Raw genomic sequence first — 16300 nt, 5'->3', positions numbered from 1 at the left:
GCGAGTCAGCGGAGGCGGATCAGGAGATCTTGTGGATCCAGTGGTGGGTGTCGGGGCGGGTGCCGTACTGGATGCCGAGCAGCTCCTCGCGGATCTTGAGGGTCACCGGGCCCGGGGTGCCGTCGCCGATGGTCCAGGCGCGGTCGGCGCCCTTCACCGACCCCACGGGCGTCACCACCGCGGCCGTGCCGCAGGCGAAGACCTCGGTGAGCGTGCCCGACTCGCACCCCGCCTGCCACTCCTCGATCGAGATGCGCCCCTCCTCGGCCTCCAGCCCCAGGTCGGCGGCCATGGAGAGGATGGAGTCGCGGGTGATGCCCGGCAGCAGGGTGCCGGTCAGGGCGGGGGTGACCAGCTTGTTGCCGAAGACGAAGAACAGGTTCATCCCGCCCATCTCCTCGACGTAGCGGTGCTCGTGGGAGTCGAGCCACACCACCTGGTCACAGCCCTGGGCGACGGCCTCGCGCTGGGCGACGAAGGCCGCGGCGTAGTTGCCTCCGCACTTGGCGGCGCCGGTGCCGCCGGGTGCCGCACGGGTGTAGTCGGTGGACAGCCACACCGACACCGGCTTGACGCCTCCGGCGAAGTAGGAGGCGGCGGGCGAGGCGATGACCATGTACTTGTAGGTCTTGGACGGGTAGTTGACACCCAGCCCGACCTGCGTCGCGATGATGAAGGGCCGCAGGTAGAGGCTGTGTCCCTCGCTCGTGGGCACCCAGTCGCGGTCGGTCTGGGTGAGCAGCTCGAGGGACTCGACGAAGGTGTCCTCGGGCAGTTCGGGCATGGCCATGCGCAGGCAGGAGGCGTTGAAGCGGGCCGCGTTCGCGTACGGCCTGAAGGTCACGATCGAACCGTTGGCCTGGCGGTACGCCTTCAGGCCCTCGAACAGCTCCTGGGCGTAGTGGAAGACGGAGGTCGCGGGGTCGAGGACCAACGGCCCGTACGGCTGGAGCCGCGCGTCGTGCCAGCCCTCGCCCTCGGTGTAGTCGATCGAGATCATGTGGTCGGTGAAGACCTGCCCGAACCCCGGACTCGCCAGTACCTGCTCACGCTCTGCCGCAGTGCGAGCGTGGTCGGAGAGCTGCACATCGAAGCTGAGCTTCTGAGCGGTGGTCATGACGGAAATCCTTCTCTTTTCGCGAGATTTGCCCTGAGTCCATTTTGCGCTGGACCGGGTAACGGGAACCTACAGCAAACGCCTGGCGGTTCTCGCTGGCCGCCAGGCGTCAATGAAGCACCGGCGGCTGCGAGGCCGCCGGGCTGGGGGTGCACACGGCGGTCAGGCGCCGCCGGATACTCGTGCGGTGATGTCGTCACCGATCTCGTGCGTGGTGCGGCCGGCCCATCCGGCCAGGCGCTCCACGATGTCGTCGGCGACGGCCTGCTCGACGCGGGCCGCCTGCTCGGTCAGGCCGAGGTGGTCGAGCATCATGGCGACCGACAGGATGGTGGCCGTCGGGTCGGCCTTGCCCTGGCCCGCGATGTCGGGGGCGCTGCCGTGGACCGGCTCGAACATGCTGGGCGCGGTGCGGTCGGGGTTGATGTTGCCGCTGGCGGCCAGGCCGATGCCACCGGCGATGGCGGCGCCGATGTCGGTGATGATGTCGCCGAAGAGGTTGTCGGTGACGATCACGTCGAAGCGCTCGGGCTGGTTGACGAAGAACATCGAGGCCGCGTCGATGTGCTGGTAGTCGGTGGTGACCTCGGGGAACTCGGGCGCGATCCTGTTGACCGTGCGCTGCCACAGGTCGCCCGCGTAGGTGAGCACGTTGGTCTTGTGGACCAGCGTGAGCTTCTTGCGCGGCCGCTCGGCGGCCCTGGCGAAGGCGTAGCGGACCACGCGCTCGACGCCGAAGGCGGTGTTGAGCGACTCCTGGGTGGCGATCTCGTGGGGAGTGCCGCGGCGCAGGACGCCACCGGCTCCCGCGTAGAGGCTCTCGGTGCCCTCGCGGACGACGACCATGTCGATGTCGCCAGGGAGGGTGTCGGCCAGCGGGGTCTCCACGCCGGGGAAGAGCTTGACCGGGCGCAGGTTGACGTAGTGGTCGAGCTCGAAACGCAGGCGGAGCAGGAGTTCGCGCTCGAGGATGCCCGGCGGCACGCTGGGGTCGCCGATGGCGCCGAGCAGGATGGCGTCGTAGCCGCGCAGCTCCTGCAGGACCTCGTCGCTCAGGGTCTCCCCGGTGGCGTGGTAGCGGGTGGCACCCAGATCGTAGTGCGTCGACTCGATCTTGACGCCGACCGCCTCGAGGACCTTGAGCCCTTCGGTGACGACCTCGGTGCCGATCCCGTCGCCGGGGATGACGGCCAGACGAATGTTGCGCGACTCCATGGGCGGTACCTTACCGGCTCGTCTCGATGGACGAACACTCATCTCACTTGTCGGACGTCCAGTTTTGTCCTGTTTGCGGTGCTTTGACCCTTTCGTTAGAGTCCGTGCTGCCTAATCCGTTGCGGAGTGCACGGAGCCGGGGACCCATTTCCCCCTGGGGCGAATCGGTGTCCCCACACCGTAGGGCGGCTTCCACGCCCGAGCCCGTCAGCTAACCCGGTCGGCCACGTGGAAGGACAGTCCCCTGTCTCGCATCACCACGACCGCGGTCCTCTGCGGTCTTCTCGCCGCAGGAGCCCTCGTGACGGCATCCCCCGCCGTCGCGGACACCACCGGCTCCGACACCCCCTCGAGCTCCGCCACCGGCAAGGGCTCGGCGAGCAGCATCACCGGCGCCGACGTCAAGAAGGCGCGACTCAGCGAACAATCCACCCCCGCCTGGCGGGTCGCCCTCAAGTTCGCGCTGGCCAAGCGCGGCACGCCGTACGTCTGGGGCGGCACGGGCTCCGGCGGCTACGACTGCTCGGGCCTGATGCTCAAGGCCTACGAGAAGGCGGGCATCGAACTGCCCAGGGTGGCCGCCGACCAGTACCGGGCCTTCTCGAGAAAGATCTCGTGGGACAACCTCAAGCCCGGCGACCTGGTCTTCTTCAGCGGCCTCGGCCATGTGGGCATGATCTCCAGGCCGGGACACATGGTGCACGCACCCCGCTCGGGTGACGTGGTGAAGGAGGAGAAGCTCAGCGCCTGGCGACGGCAGGCGTTCGTCGGCGCGGTGCGTCCAGACCCCAAGGGTGTGGCGCTCGCGATGAAGCAGGCCAAGGCCAAGCAGGAACCCGCCCCCGCGATGCTGACCGCCACCCTGTAGGCGGCGGCACGCCCGTACGAGGCCGTCCCCTCGCGCTCTCGCCACCACGGCAGGCGCCGGGGGGACGACTGCGCTTTCGCGGAGAGTGTCAGCGGTGGGGTCGCCCCGGTGGAGCAGGGGGACCTCCACCGGAACGGCCCGGCTCAGCGAGGGGAGGGGGAACCGCCGTTGTCTCTGCGGTCCAGCGCGGTCTGGACGGCCTCCGCCGCCTCTTCCTCATGCTCTTCCGCACGGTTCCATGGGTGCATGTCGTACACGTGACTCATCTCATTTCGCGGACGCGTAAGAATCGGACGTCGGACTCCGGTCGCGAATCCGACCGGGCCTGAACTCGTGCGGTCCGGGTCACGGACCGGACGAAGGGGACTTAAGGCCGACACAACGCCGCTCACCGCGACGGGTCGTCGACCTGCCCTAACAGGCCCCGTCGCGGCAGGTAATAAGTACGAGTACCCAGCGCATTACTTCAAAAGTACCTGGCACGGTCCAGGCTGTCTCGTAGGACGTCCGAATATCTCACGATATGAGACATCGGTGCCAGCCGCCCCGGAACGCGCGAACGCCCTCCCGCGGTGCGCGGGAGGGCGTTCCATGCGAGACGGGGTCAGTCGGTCAGGTCGACCGAGCGGCCGCTGTCCGCGCCGATCTCGGCCACGATCTGGTCGACCACGTCGGCGGGGATCGCCGAGTCGACGGTCAGGGCGATGAGCGCCTTGCCGCCCTTGACGTCGCGCGCCACCTGCATCGAGGCGATGTTGATGCCGTGCTCGCCCAGCAGCCTGCCGACGACGCCGACGATGCCGGGACGGTCGGTGTAGGTGAGGAAGGCCAGGTGGTCGGTCGGCTCGATCTCCATCTCGTAGCCGTTGACCTCGACGATCTTGGTGACCTGGCGCGGGCCCGAGAGCGTTCCCGACACCGAGACGGTACGGCCGTCGGCCAGCACGCCGCGGACGCTGACGACGTTCCTCCAGTCGGGGCTCTCCGAGCTGGTGATCAGCTCGACCGTGAGGCCGCGCTCCTTGGCCAGGAGGGGGGCGTTGACATAGGTGACCGCGTCCTCGATGACGTCGGTGAAGACGCCCTTGAGCGCGGCCAGCTCCAGCACCCGCACGTCCTGGCTGGCGATCTCGCCGCGGACCTCGACGTCGAGCTTGGTGGCGGTCTCACCGGCCAGCGCGGTGAAGACGCGGCCCAGCTTCTCGGCGAGCGGCAGGCCGGGCTTGACCTCCTCGGCCACGGCGCCGCCCTGGACGTTCACCGCGTCGGGCACGAACTCACCGGCGAGCGCGAGCTTGACGCTGCGCGCGACCTGGGTGCCGGCCTTCTCCTGCGCCTCGTGGGTGGAGGCGCCGAGGTGCGGGGTGACGACGACCTGGTCCAGCTCGAACAGCGGGCTGTCGGTGCAGGGCTCCTTGGCGAAGACGTCGAGACCCGCGCCCGCGACACGACCCTCCTTGATCGCGGAGTAGAGGGCGCCCTCGTCCACGATGCCGCCGCGCGCCACGTTGACGATCCGCACCGACGGCTTGACCTCGTGCAGCTCCTTGTCGCCGATGAGACCGAGGGTCTCCTTCGACTTGGGCAGGTGCACGGTGATGAAGTCGGCGGTCTTGAGGGCCTCCTCGAGGCTGACCAACCTGACGCCCATGGCCGCGGCGCGAGCCGGCGGCAGGTAGGGGTCGTAGGCGATCAGCTCGACGCCGAACGGCTGCAGGCGCTGCGCGACCAGCTGGCCGATCTTGCCGAGGCCGAGGATGGCCACGATCTTCTCGTCCAGCTCGACGCCGGTGTACTTGGAGCGCTTCCACTCACCGTTCTTGAGCGCGGCGTGCGCCTGGGCGGTGTTGCGGGCGCTGGCCAGGATGAGCGCGACGGTCTGCTCGGCGGCGCTGGTGATGTTGGAGGTCGGCGCGTTGACGACCATGACACCGGCCTTGGTGGCCGCCTCGACGTCGACGTTGTCCAGGCCGACGCCCGCGCGCGCGACGACGCGCAGCTTCGGGGCGGCGGCGATGGCCTCGGCGTCCACCTGGGTGGCCGAGCGGACGATGAGCGCGTCCACGTCGGCGAGCGCGGGCAGGAGCTGGGAGCGGTCGGCACCGTCGGTGTGGCGGACCTCGAAGTCCGCACCAAGCACGGCGAGACCTGCTTCCGACAGCTCCTCTGCGACCAGAACGACGGGCTTGTTCACAGGTGGATCCTTAAGGGGTCATGCGACGGGCTGAGGGACACGGCAGCGGGCCCCTCGGATCCCTCAGAGTCTATCCGGCCTTGTGAACGCATTCACGAGGGTCTCAGGATCTGGGCGCGTTACCCAGCAGTCGAGCGAGTCATCCCAACCCGAGCCAACTTTGTCTTGATCGGGAGATTTATTCGCTATTAGCCTGATAAGCCGTGGGCTACTACCTATCGTTCACCCTATGAGCATCGGGAACCCCGCTCTCGCCGACGTGCTCGCCCAGCATGGCAGTCCGCACCTGCTGCTGGCCGCACTCGCCGATGGGGGAATCCTGGTGGCCGTGCGCTCTGACCGCTCGGTCGTCCTGGGCACCACCCAGGTCGGCGACCGCGTGCTGCTCGGTTACACAGGCCCCCAGACCTACGCGCGCCACCGGGGTGGCCACTCGCTGTCGGCCTGCGACGCCGACACCATCCTCGACATCCAGCGCGTCACGGGCGTGCGGGAGATCGTGATCGACGCCGCAGGACCTGCCGCGGCAGCCGTTCCGATCGAGGATCTCCAGCGCTTCCTGGCATCCACACGGACTGGACCCCAGCCCGTGCTGTCAGGGGCGATGCCCACGGCGTACGCGACGGGCGCCATGGCCGCGGTCTCGCAGGGAGCGGCGGTGATGCACGGCGCGCCGCCGGCGCCGCCACCCGTGCGCTCCGTGCCGGCCGCGCCGCAGTCGTGGATCCCCGCGCCCCGTCCCCATCTGTCGGGCCCCATGCAGCAGGTGGATCCCGGCTACCGCCGCTGCACCCATCCGATCCTGCCCGCGCTGCGCGGGGCGATCGCGCTCCTGCTCGTCGACTATCCGCTGGTCCATCACGTGTGGATTTCCGAGGCGCGCACGGCCTCGGGGGCTCCAGGGATCATGCTGCACGTCAAGGTGCACATGTCGGCGGCCGAGGACGTGGTCCGCGACCTGCACCGAGGGGTCAGGGCCAGGCTGCCGCAGCTGGCGGCCAGCGAGGCGCCGATCCTCATGGCGAGGGTGGCCGACGCGCGCAGCGAGCGCAGGATGGTGGAGCTCGGCGCGCACGTGGTGTGCGCCGACGTCACCGACTGAGATCTGGGCCTGTCCGGACGGAGCACGCTCCGATTCAATGGGCCCATGATCGTCCCCAGGGGCGTGCGCCTCGGTTACGGTGTCGGCTCGTTCTGCACGGCGACGTTCGGCGCCGTGCCAGGACTGCTGCTGCTGTACTACATGACCAACTTCCTGGCCGTGCCCGCGTGGTTGGCAGGGGTCGTGGTGGCCGCGCCCAAGATCTGGGACCTGGTCGTGAACCCGCTGGTGGGCCGGTGGTCGGACCGTACGGTCTCCCGCATGGGCCCGCGCAGGCCGTGGATGCTGGCCGGGGCCTGCACGCTGCCGCTCGCCTTCGCCGCCCTGTTCGCGGGCCCACCCCTCACAGGGACACCCGCCGCGATCTACGTCGGCGTCGTCTTCCTGCTCGCCGCCACCGCCTACGCGCTGTTCGAGGTGCCCTACAAGGCGATGCCCGCCGAGATGACCGGCGACTACCACGAGCGGACCGCGCTGCTGCAGTGGCGCATGGTCTTCATCGGCGCCGCGACCGTGATCAGCGGCGTCGTCGCCCCCGCGATCGTCAACAGCCAGGGCGAGGGCGGCACACTGTCCAGCTACCGGCTGATGGGCGTGACGATCGCGGTCGTGATGCTGGCCTCCATGCTGGGAGCCTTCTTCGGTACGGCACGCGCTCCCATGACCGGCGCCCCCGAGCCGGACGGCGGCACGCTGTGGTCGCAGTTCGCCGTGGTGCGCGCGAACCCGCCGTACATGTGGCTGCTGGCGCTGGGCTGCACCCAGTTCCTCGCGGTCGGCGTCATGCTGGCGGCGGCGCCGTACTTCGCCTCCTACGTCCTGGGTGACCCCAAGGCCACGAGCACGCTCTTCGCCGCGCTGATCGGCCCGATCCTGCTGACGATGCCGCTGTGGGTGAGGCTGTCCAAGCGCTACGAGAAGCGCGGCGCGATGCTCCTCGCAGGGCTGCTGTTCGGCGGCGGCACGGCCGCGGCGACGGCGACACCTCTCCTCGGTGCCCTCTACGCGCACCTCATGCTGTTCGTGGTGGGAGTCGGCTTCGCCGGCGTGCAACTCCTGCAGTTCTCGATGCTCGCCGACGTAGTCGCCCTCGACGCGGCCCTCGACGGGCAAGCGGCGCGCCGGAGTGTTCACGGGGTTGTGGACCGCCATCGAGAGTGCGGTCAGCTCGTTCGGCGCGCTGATCTTCGGCGCCGTGCTCTCCATGGGCGGGTTCGTGTCGTCTGATCCGGGAAGGCCGGTGGTGCAGCCCGACTCGGCGATCACCGCCGTGCTGCTCGGTCAAACCGCCGTGCCCGCATTCATTATTTTTCTTGCCGTGCTCATGACGTTCCGTTACCGATTGACGGCGGAACATGTTCTGCATGACCCGCAACAGCCTTCTGCATCAGGCGAGATACGCCCTGCGGCACCCTGACAGAGTCATCCCCCACGCCAGGCGGCTCACCAGAGACCTGTGGTTCAGGCTCCAGACCCGCGACCACGTGGACTACTACCGGGCGGTGATGCGCTCCGACACCGAGCGCAACCCCGACCGTGCGGTCGGCTCCAAGAGCAGGGAGCGGTGGCTCAAGCTCGGCAAGACCCAGTTCGACTACCTCGTGAATCACGGCCTGCTCCCCGAGCACCGGATGCTCGAGATCGGCTGCGGCAACCTGCGGGCGGGGCGGCTGTTCATCGACTACCTCCACAGCGGCCACTACTACGGGATCGACATCTCCCCCGACATCCTCTTCGCCGCCCAGCAGACGCTGGCCGACTTCGACCTGCGCGACAAGCTCCCGCACCTGACCCCCGTCCACGACCTGCGCTTCGACTTCCTGCCCGACGAGTACTTCGACGTCGTGCACGCACACAGCGTCTTCTCCCACTCGCCCCCACGAGTGATCGAGGAGTGCTTCGCGCACGTGGGCCGCGTCATGAAGCCCGGAGGCTGGTTCGACTTCACCTTCGACAGGACCCAGGGCAGGGAGCACCAGGTCCTGCGCGAAGACTTCTACTACCGCACCGAGACGCTCGCCGAGATGGCCGAGCGGCATGGGTTCAAGGCGATGTTCATGGACGACTGGGAGCGGCTGCCGCACAAGCAGTCCAAGATGCGCCTGGTCAAGTAAGGCGACGGGTGAGAGGGAGCGCTCGCGTCCGCGCGAACGCTCCCGCCACCAGGGCGGCCAGCAGCGGCAGGCCGACCACGATCGCGCTCACCAGCTCCCACGGCACCGCCACGGTCGTCGCCTGGGTCCGGGCGATCAGGGCCTGCGAGCCGATCACGACGTAGTCTGCTGTCCTCAACGTCATGACCCAGGCGAGGGCGACACCGGGGACCGCGCCGGCGATCGCGCCGACCAGCGCCGAGCCCCGCGAGGTAGCCGGCCTGCCCTGCGAGGATCAGCCGCCCCGTCCTGGACGGCGCGCCCACCGCCGCGATCGTCGCCAGGTCGGGCCGCAGGTCGGCGGCGGCCAGCGCGGTGGCCACGAACGTGCCACCGAGCACCAGGACCAGCGCGCCACCCATCAGAACGATCATGACGATCGAGATGTCTCTCTCGTAGCCTCCCTCCAGGCGGACGCTGACCTTGGAGCTGGCCACCGTGAGGTGCTCCCGCAACAGCTTCACGTCCTGCGGCTGGTGCCGCGCGAAGACCGTGCGCTCCTTCAGCCCGAAGCCCTTGGCCTTCAGCGTGGCGGGCGGGACCAGGACACTGGTCACTCCGCGGCTCGCCGCCTCCGCCACGACAGCCTGCGTCTCGAAACGCGTGAGCTTGGCGGTGGATCCGTCGACGTCGATTCTGAGGGAGAGCCGGCCGTCCCGCAGCCTCGAAGGGCCGAATACCACGGCCTTGCCCTCGGCCAGCGCGGCGGCGGCCGTGGGATCGTGCCTGCCCTGCATCACCTCAAGCAGCCGCTGATCACCGACGAGCACCCCGGGGGGTAGGTGGGTGCACGAAGCGCATTCGCGCAGGCGCTCGGCGTACAAGCCGGCCGATCGGCCATCGGAGTCGACCGGCTCGAACGCCTCCGCCAGGGCGATGCCGGGCAAGCGCTCCTGCACGGCCTGGCGCGTACGTGCCCATTCCTCATCGTCCGCCCCATACGCGCTGATCATCAGCGTGCCGACCGGCGTCGAGGAGCTGTAGGACGCGCGGGCTGCGGCGTCCTGGCTGGTGACCCCGATACCCGCCGTGACCGCTCCGGCCGTCGCCGCCATGACGGCCGCGACGGCCGAGGCCGTACGCATCCGGTGGCGGACCGCGTCGCGGACGCCCAGCCGCGGTGCCAGCGGCAGCCGTACGGCGAGCCGCCCCGTGAGCGCGACCAGCGAGGGCACCAGGGCCACCAGCCCCAGCAACCCGAGCACCGAGGCGGCGAAGATCCACACCTCATCGGTGAGGGGGGTGAGCACCGTCGCGGCCACGCCCGCCAGCACCAGCACCAGTCCGAGCAGGGGCCGCCCCGCCCTGTCACGCGCCGCGTCGGAACGTCCGGCCAGGACGGCAGCGGGGTTCTGCCGCCCGGCCAGCACGGCGGGCACCATGGCCGCCGCCACCCCGCTGCCCACGCCGAGCGCCATCACGCCGGCCACGGACCACCACGGCACCTCGAGCGGCCCCATCGACTCCGACAGCAACGGGACCAGCGCCAGCCCGCCAGCCACTCCGGTGACGCCGGCCACCAACGCCGCGGCCCCGCCCAGCACGAGCCCGTCGGTCAGCACGATCACCCGCAGGTGAGCCTTGGACCCGCCCTGCGCGGCGATCATCGCCAGCGCGGTGGCGCGCCGGCGCAGCCCGATCGCGAAGGCGGGCCCCGCCAGCAGGACCGTCTCCATCCCCACCATGAACACCGCGACGGCGATGCCCACCACCACCCTGGTCGACATGGTCCCCTCGGCCGAGAGATCGGACTCTGCGGTGACCCGGGACAGGCCTACCAGCCCGACGTCGTTGAGCCGCCGGGTGTCGGCCCACGTCGCGGGGGAGGGGGTGTCGGCGAGCCAGCCGATGCCCCTGCCGTCGCCTTCGTCGAGCAGCACCCCTCTGAAGCCGACGACCTCGACGACCCCCGTGTCGAACGGGTCCTGCACCACGCCGACCACCTTCACCCTGCGGCCCTCGCGGGTGACCTCGATCGTGTCGCCGATCCGCCGTTTCATCGCCGGGGTCACCGCGACCTCGTCGGGAGCGGCGGGATGGCGGCCCTCGACCAGGGGCCGCATCCCTCTGGTCATGGGGTCTCGCAGGTCGACCTCGAGGGCGGTGATGTGGTCGTAGCCGCGCTCGGTCCTGACTTCCACGCTGCCCTCGTCGAAGCCGATCAGCCTGGAGCCCGGCTGGAGCCGCGCAGCCACCTGGGCGGCGGTGGTGGCGGCAGCCTTCTCAGGCGGCTCGGCTCCCTCGCCGTAGGGGGGGATGCCGTCGTCGCCGTACTGCGCTCTCACCTTGGCGTACCCGCTCGTCTTGACTCGCAGGTCGGCCGCGCCCAGCTTCCTGACGATTCCCTCGCTGAGCGTCACGTCGGCCGTCTCCCAGAAGGTGAGCACGCCCGTGATCACCAGCACCGGCAGGCCGATCATCACCATGATCAGCGCGGTGCGCCCCTTAGCCCTCAGGGCGTCGCGGCGGGAGATCCGCAGCAGCGCTCTCATCGGGCGCTCACCACCGGCGCGGTCGAGTCGACGATCTGCCCGTCGCGCAGGAACACCACCCTGTCCGCCCATCCCGCGTAGCGCGACTCGTGGGTGACGAGCAGCACCGCGGCGCCCGCCTCGCAGCGGCTTCTGAGCAGCTCGAGGATCTCGTCGCCCGTCGGGGTGTCCAGCGCGCCCGTCGGCTCGTCGGCCAGGATCAGCCTCCGCTCGCCCACCAGCGACCTGGCGATCGCCACCCGCTGGCGCTGCCCTCCCGAGAGCTCGTCGGGGAACCTGTCGGCGACCGCCGCGAGCCCCATCTCCTCCAGGACGGCCAGCGCCTCGGCCCTGGCCTCGCGCGTCCGCACGCCGTCCAGCTCGCGGGGCAACATGACGTTCTCCGCCCCGGTCAGCGAGGGGATCAGGTTGAGGTCCTGGAAGACGTAGCCGATACTCCTACGCCGCAGCGCGGCCAGGTCCTTGACCGTCGAGAGGGGCACGCCCTCCACGGTGACCTCGCCGCTCGTGGGCCTGTCGAGGCCGCCCGCGAGGTTGAGCAGCGTGGACTTGCCCGAGCCCGAAGGACCCATCACGGCCACGAGCTCACCCGCCTGCACGTCGAGGCTGATCCCCCGCAGAGCGTGGACCGCCGCCTCACCCTCGCCGTGGACCCGCGCCACGTCCGTGAGTGTCACCACACTCGTCATTCCCCTGCCTCCTTGAGCACTGCCTCGCAGTGGTCGAGCCATCGCTGCTCGGCCTCCGCCTGAAAGATCATGGAATCCAGCACGAGGCGCTGCGCGGCGCCGTCGGTGCCGGTGCGCTTGGCCCTGGTCAGCTCCTGCAGGGCGCGCATCGTCGCGGTCCTCTGCCGCTGGATGACCGCGCCGACGTCGACGTCCTTCGCCGCGACGGCCATCGCCAGCTTGATGACCAGCTCGTCCCTCGGCCGGTCGGACTGGGCGACGGGGGTGCTGAACCATCGCTCCACCTCCGCCCGACCGGCCTCGGTGATCGTGTAGCCGACCCTGCCCTGCTCGTCCTGCTCTCCGGAGGAGACCAGGCCGTCGCGCTCCATGCGGGAGAGCGTCGTGTAGACCTGGCCGATGTTCAGCGGCCAGGTCGCCCCTGTGGACGACTCGAACTCCGCGCGCAGCTGGTAGCCGTACCTGGTCCCCTTGCTGAGCAAGGTCAGCAGGCTCTGTCTGATCGACATGAATACTCAGTATGCATACTCAGTATGGTCGACTCAAGGGATTCGCGAATTCTGGACAGGAAACGCCGTTCGGGCCGATACTCAGGGGCATGAGCTCGACGCAACCCCCATTTCGTGCCTCCGATGGGGAACGTGATCGCGCCATCGACGAGCTCCGCGACCGCGCCGTCGAGGGGCGCCTGTCCCATGACACCTTCGTGGGCCGGGTCGACCAGGCACTACGCGCGCGCAGCCGCTACGAGCTCGACGATCTGGTCGCCGACCTGCCGCCGCGCAACACGGTCCGCCAGAGGTTGACCGACATGGTCGCCTCCGTCTCGGAGTTCACCACCCGCGTGCAGTCGGCATGGCGCAAGCCCCGGCTGCCCAGGCTGGCGCTGCCCAACGACAGCAGGCTCAGGTACGTCGTGGGCCGCGGCTCGGCCTGCGACCTGGTCCTGGCCGACCTCACCGTCTCGCGGGTCCACGCCGAGCTGCGCAAGGAGGACGACGGCTCCTGGCTGCTGGTCGACCTCGGCTCGCTGAACGGCACCAGGCTGAACGGCTGGCGCCTGGTCGGTCCCGCACGGGTCCGCTCAGGTGACGAGATCTCCTTCGGCGACGTGGGCTTCCTGGTCTCCGCCGGCGCGGCGCCTGCCTCCTGATCCGCCCTGCCCTCCCCTTTGCCGGGCGGTTGTGGAACGCTCCCGAGCAGGGGCTAGCGAAAGATACGGATATTTGCGGATTGCGGCGAGGAGTGGGCGCTCCCATGATCCCTCCGAGACCTCGTACGCACCCTGGAGACCTCCATGCGTCGCACACCAGCTTCACTCGTCGCGGGCGCGCTCGTCGTCGCCCTCGCGTGGGCGTCAAGTCCTGTCTCTCCCGCCACCGCCGCCGACCCCTCCCCCGGCATCGCCGACCTGACCCAGGATCTCAACCAGATCCTCAGCGACTCCCGCCTGACCATCGCCCGAGCGGGCGTCGTGGTGAAGAGCGCGGCCACCGGCGAGGAGCTCTACTCCATCGACTCGGGCAAGCTCATGACCCCCGCGTCCAACACCAAGCTGTTCACCTCCGCCGCCGCGGCCGAGGTGCTCGGGCTCGACTACCGCTTCACCACCAGCGCGCTGGCCGCCGGCCGTACGGTGGGGTCGATTCTGAAGGGTGACCTGGTGCTGCGCGGCACCGGCGACCCGACCATGCTCGCCGCCGACTACGACGCGCTGGCGGCGGCCGTCGCCGCCAAGGGCGTCAAGGTCGTCACAGGAAGGCTGGTCACCGACGACAGCTGGTTCGACACCGTACGGCTCGGCCAGGACTGGGCCTGGGACGACGAGACCGCCTACTACGCCGCGCAGATCTCCGCACTGACCGCCTCGCCCGACAGGGACTACGACGCGGGCTCGGTGATCGTCTCGGTGGCCGCCGACGGGGACAAGGTCAAGGTCACGACCACCCCCGAGACCGACTACCTGAAGATCGTCAACAACGCGACGGTCGGCGCGTCGACGGACGTGCTCATCGAACGCCGCCACGGCACCAACACCGTGGTCATCACCGGCACCGTCGCGGGCCCCTACGACGAGTGGGTGGCCGTCGACGACCCCACCCGCTACGCCGCCTCGCTGTTCCGCAAGGCGCTGAACGCCCACGGCGTCAGGGTCCTCGGCTCCACCGTCTCGGGCGCTCCCGAGGGCGCGAGCGAGCTGGCCAAGCACGAGTCGATGCCGCTGAGCGAGCTGCTGGTGCCGTTCATGAAGCTCAGTAACAACATGCACGCCGAGATCCTCACCAAGGCCATGGGCCGCAAGGTGGCGGGCCAGGGCACCTGGGCCGCCGGGCTCAAGGCCACCTCCGACTTCGCCAAGGCCAACGGTGTCCAGATCCTGAACCTTCGCGACGGCTCGGGCCTGTCCCGCCGCGACGGCGTCACCGCGGGCTCCATCGCCCAGCTGCTGCTGTCGGTGCGGAGCAAGCCGTGGTTCACGACCTGGTACAACGCCCTGCCCATCGCCGGCAACGCCGACCGCTTCACCGGCGGCACGCTGCGCAGCCGCATGCGCGGCACCCCCGCCGCCAACAACGTCCACGCCAAGACCGGCTCGCTGACCAGCGTCACGTCCCTGTCGGGCTACGTCACCAGCGCCGAAGGGGAGCCGCTGGTCTTCTCCATCATGCTCAACCAGTACCTGTCAGGCTCCCCCAAGGACATCGAGGACAAGATCGCCGTACGGCTGGCGAAGTTCAGCCGCACCACGCCCGACGCCGCCGCCCAGCTCAGGAGCGACGCCCCCGCCTCCCAGGAGGCCGGCGACCTGGAGTGCTCGTGGCTCAAGCCCGTCCAGTGCTAGCGCTCTGACCTGCGCGTACTCACGGCCCGCCCCGTCCAGGGGCGGGCCGTCCGCGTTCGCGGGACGCATGTCTCGTATGGTGAATTTTCAGTCGTAGTGACGGCGTGCCGCGCAGTCACGGATCACCCTGGTCCACTCGGCCAGCGCGGGGTCCGACGCCGTCGCCTCGTGCAGGTTCCGCCACAGCTCCGCCCTGCTCCAGCGGGCGAACCAGCGGTGAGCCGTGGGCACCGTGACGCCGAAGGAGTGCGGCAGGTGCTGCCAGGCGCAGCCGCTCGTGACCACGTAGACGACCGCCACCATGACCTGGCGCGCGTCGGCCGCGGCCCTGCCGCCGCCCTGGGGCCGCGGACGCGGCTCGGGCACGAGCGTGCTGGCCACCGCCCACAAGTCGTCGGGTACCAGTCGTCGCGCGAGCGCCTCCACGTCTGTGATCCTCTCGCATGGCCTCTGACCTGCCAAATGAGACATCGGCCCATGTGCGGCGAGGGTCCCTGCGGGGTTAGCGTCGGCCCCTCACCGACGAAGGGAGAAGATCCATGAGGATCCTCGTAACCGGCGCGACAGGCGTGGTCGGCCGCATCGTGGTCGACCGCCTGCTCGAGGCGGGACAGCAGGTGCGCGCGCTGACCAGGAACCCGGCCGCCGCGGGCCTGCCGGACGCCGCCGAGGTCGTGGCGGGCGACCTCACCGTTCCCTCCACACTCGCCGGCCTGCTCGACGGCGTGGAGCGGGCCTACCTCCTGCCCGGCGTCCTCGACCCGGACCGCGCCGCCGAGCAGGCCCAGTCCTTCGTGAAGCCGGCCGCCGAGGCAGGCGTCGACCGGGTCGTCGACATGTCGACCTCGGCAGTCACCGAGCGCCGGCCCGGCAGCTACGAGATGTTCCTCGAGGTCGAGCAGGTCATCGAGGCGTCGGGGCTGGGGTGGACCCACGTGCGGCCAGGCGAGTTCGCCGTCAACAAGCTCGACATGTGGGGCGAGTCGATCCGGGCTGAGGGCGTGGTGCGCAGCGCCTTCCCCGACGCGCTGGGGGTACCCATCCACGAGGCCGACATCGCCGAGGTGATCGTGGCCGCCCTCCTTGAGGACGGCCACCAGGGGCGCGCCTACTCGCTGACCGGGCCGCAGGCCCTCAGCCACCGCCGGCAGGCCGAGGCCATCGGTGAGGGGCTGGGCAGGCGGCTGCGCTTCGAGGCGCTGACGTACGGGCAGGCGCGGGCGGCCTACATCAGGGCCGGGTTTCCTGGAGGCAGCGCGGAGTACATCCTCGGGTACCAGGCCGAGTACGCGGAGGAGCCGCCGCAGGTCTCGCCCGACGTGGAGAAGGTTCTCGGCAGACCGGGCCGCACCCTGTCCCGCTGGGCCGCCGACCACGCCGCGGACCTGACCTGACCAGGGGCGCCTCCACACCGGAGGCGCCCCTCTCTCGCGCCGAAGCTGACGGGTGAGCGGGCCGCCGGGAACGTTCCGCTCGCCGGCTGTCCGCCTGGACGGCTCGTCCGACCTGCAACTCGACGCCCGCCACCACCCTCACCCCGACAGCCCGACCGACCTACAACCCGACGCCGCCACCACCCTCACCCCGATGGTTCATTCGGCCTACAACCCGACGCCCGCCACCACCCT

The 16300-nt window shown here is 70.0% G+C and carries 15 protein-coding genes and 1 riboswitch; of the genes, 8 read left to right on the top strand and 7 right to left on the bottom strand.

The genetic code is table 11. From position 1 onward, the window contains the following. Window positions 1-19: 19 nt before the first annotated feature. The gene (locus FHR33_RS33450) at window positions 20-1117 is read right to left on the bottom strand and encodes a branched-chain amino acid aminotransferase (protein ID WP_183656287.1); all 1098 of its coding nucleotides are present in this window, start codon (window positions 1115-1117) and stop codon (window positions 20-22) included. 162 nt (window positions 1118-1279) lie between these two features. Further along, window positions 1280-2332, bottom strand: coding sequence for a 3-isopropylmalate dehydrogenase (locus tag FHR33_RS33445; RefSeq protein WP_183656285.1), 1053 nt, complete (start codon window positions 2330-2332; stop codon window positions 1280-1282). 98 nt (window positions 2333-2430) lie between these two features. Then, window positions 2431-2573: riboswitch (cyclic di-AMP (ydaO/yuaA leader) on the top strand. A 60-nt stretch (window positions 2574-2633) separates the two neighbouring features. Here FHR33_RS33445 and FHR33_RS50795 point away from each other — a divergent pair. Then, on the top strand, window positions 2634-3200 hold the full coding sequence (locus FHR33_RS50795) for a C40 family peptidase (protein ID WP_183656283.1): 567 nt from the start codon (window positions 2634-2636) through the stop codon (window positions 3198-3200). 604 nt (window positions 3201-3804) lie between these two features. On the opposite strand, the gene serA is transcribed toward FHR33_RS50795, so the two are convergent. Beyond that, window positions 3805-5394, bottom strand: a complete 1590-nt coding sequence (serA, locus tag FHR33_RS33435) for a phosphoglycerate dehydrogenase (protein ID WP_183656280.1) — start codon at window positions 5392-5394, stop codon at window positions 3805-3807. A 229-nt stretch (window positions 5395-5623) separates the two neighbouring features. Here serA and FHR33_RS33430 point away from each other — a divergent pair, with 229 nt between their 5' ends. Genes FHR33_RS33430 through FHR33_RS33420 form a run of 4 tightly spaced genes read left to right on the top strand, consistent with a single transcriptional unit; the run spans window position 5624 to window position 8610 of the window. After that, window positions 5624-6496, top strand: a complete 873-nt coding sequence (locus FHR33_RS33430) for a hypothetical protein (protein ID WP_183656277.1) — start codon at window positions 5624-5626, stop codon at window positions 6494-6496. Window positions 6497-6541: 45 nt separating this feature from the next. Then, the gene (locus tag FHR33_RS33425; RefSeq protein ID WP_246452259.1) at window positions 6542-7723 is read left to right on the top strand and encodes an MFS transporter; all 1182 of its coding nucleotides are present in this window, start codon (window positions 6542-6544) and stop codon (window positions 7721-7723) included. Continuing rightward, complete coding sequence (locus FHR33_RS50790) at window positions 7623-7913, top strand: MFS transporter (protein WP_312895833.1); 291 nt, start codon at window positions 7623-7625, stop codon at window positions 7911-7913. The genes FHR33_RS33425 and FHR33_RS50790 overlap by 101 nt, the downstream gene beginning before the upstream one ends. Further along, window positions 7861-8610, top strand: a complete 750-nt coding sequence (locus FHR33_RS33420; protein ID WP_183656274.1) for a class I SAM-dependent methyltransferase — start codon at window positions 7861-7863, stop codon at window positions 8608-8610. The genes FHR33_RS50790 and FHR33_RS33420 overlap by 53 nt, the downstream gene beginning before the upstream one ends. Here FHR33_RS33420 and FHR33_RS33415 read toward each other — a convergent pair. Genes FHR33_RS33415 through FHR33_RS33405 form a run of 3 tightly spaced genes read right to left on the bottom strand, consistent with a single transcriptional unit; the run spans window position 8496 to window position 12339 of the window. Continuing rightward, entirely contained in the window at window positions 8496-11141 is a 2646-nt protein-coding gene (locus FHR33_RS33415) for an ABC transporter permease (RefSeq protein WP_183656271.1), read from the bottom strand. The genes FHR33_RS33420 and FHR33_RS33415 overlap by 115 nt on opposite strands. Then, window positions 11138-11830, bottom strand: a complete 693-nt coding sequence (locus tag FHR33_RS33410) for an ABC transporter ATP-binding protein (protein ID WP_183656268.1) — start codon at window positions 11828-11830, stop codon at window positions 11138-11140. The genes FHR33_RS33415 and FHR33_RS33410 overlap by 4 nt, the downstream gene beginning before the upstream one ends. After that, the gene (locus FHR33_RS33405; RefSeq protein WP_183656265.1) at window positions 11827-12339 is read right to left on the bottom strand and encodes a PadR family transcriptional regulator; all 513 of its coding nucleotides are present in this window, start codon (window positions 12337-12339) and stop codon (window positions 11827-11829) included. The genes FHR33_RS33410 and FHR33_RS33405 overlap by 4 nt, the downstream gene beginning before the upstream one ends. A gap of 89 nt (window positions 12340-12428) precedes the next feature. Between FHR33_RS33405 and FHR33_RS33400 the strand changes: the two genes are divergently transcribed. Continuing rightward, window positions 12429-12983: an FHA domain-containing protein gene (locus FHR33_RS33400; RefSeq protein ID WP_183656262.1), complete on the top strand. Its 555-nt coding sequence runs from the start codon at window positions 12429-12431 to the stop codon at window positions 12981-12983. A gap of 144 nt (window positions 12984-13127) precedes the next feature. Further along, on the top strand, window positions 13128-14672 hold the full coding sequence (dacB, locus tag FHR33_RS33395) for a D-alanyl-D-alanine carboxypeptidase/D-alanyl-D-alanine endopeptidase (RefSeq protein ID WP_183656259.1): 1545 nt from the start codon (window positions 13128-13130) through the stop codon (window positions 14670-14672). Between the two features lie 87 nt (window positions 14673-14759). Here the strand turns inward: dacB and FHR33_RS33390 are convergent, their stop codons facing one another. Then, a complete protein-coding gene (locus FHR33_RS33390) occupies window positions 14760-15098 on the bottom strand; it encodes a transposase (RefSeq protein ID WP_183656256.1) in 339 nt (112 codons plus the stop codon). 113 nt (window positions 15099-15211) lie between these two features. Here FHR33_RS33390 and FHR33_RS33385 point away from each other — a divergent pair, with 113 nt between their 5' ends. Next, window positions 15212-16066, top strand: coding sequence for an NAD(P)H-binding protein (locus FHR33_RS33385; RefSeq protein WP_183656254.1), 855 nt, complete (start codon window positions 15212-15214; stop codon window positions 16064-16066). Window positions 16067-16300 lie beyond the last annotated feature (234 nt).

Source organism: Nonomuraea dietziae (assembly GCF_014195505.1).
In the GTDB taxonomy this organism is placed as follows: Bacteria; Actinomycetota; Actinomycetes; order Streptosporangiales; family Streptosporangiaceae; genus Nonomuraea; species Nonomuraea roseola.
This window is presented reverse-complemented; position numbering and strand designations above follow the sequence as displayed.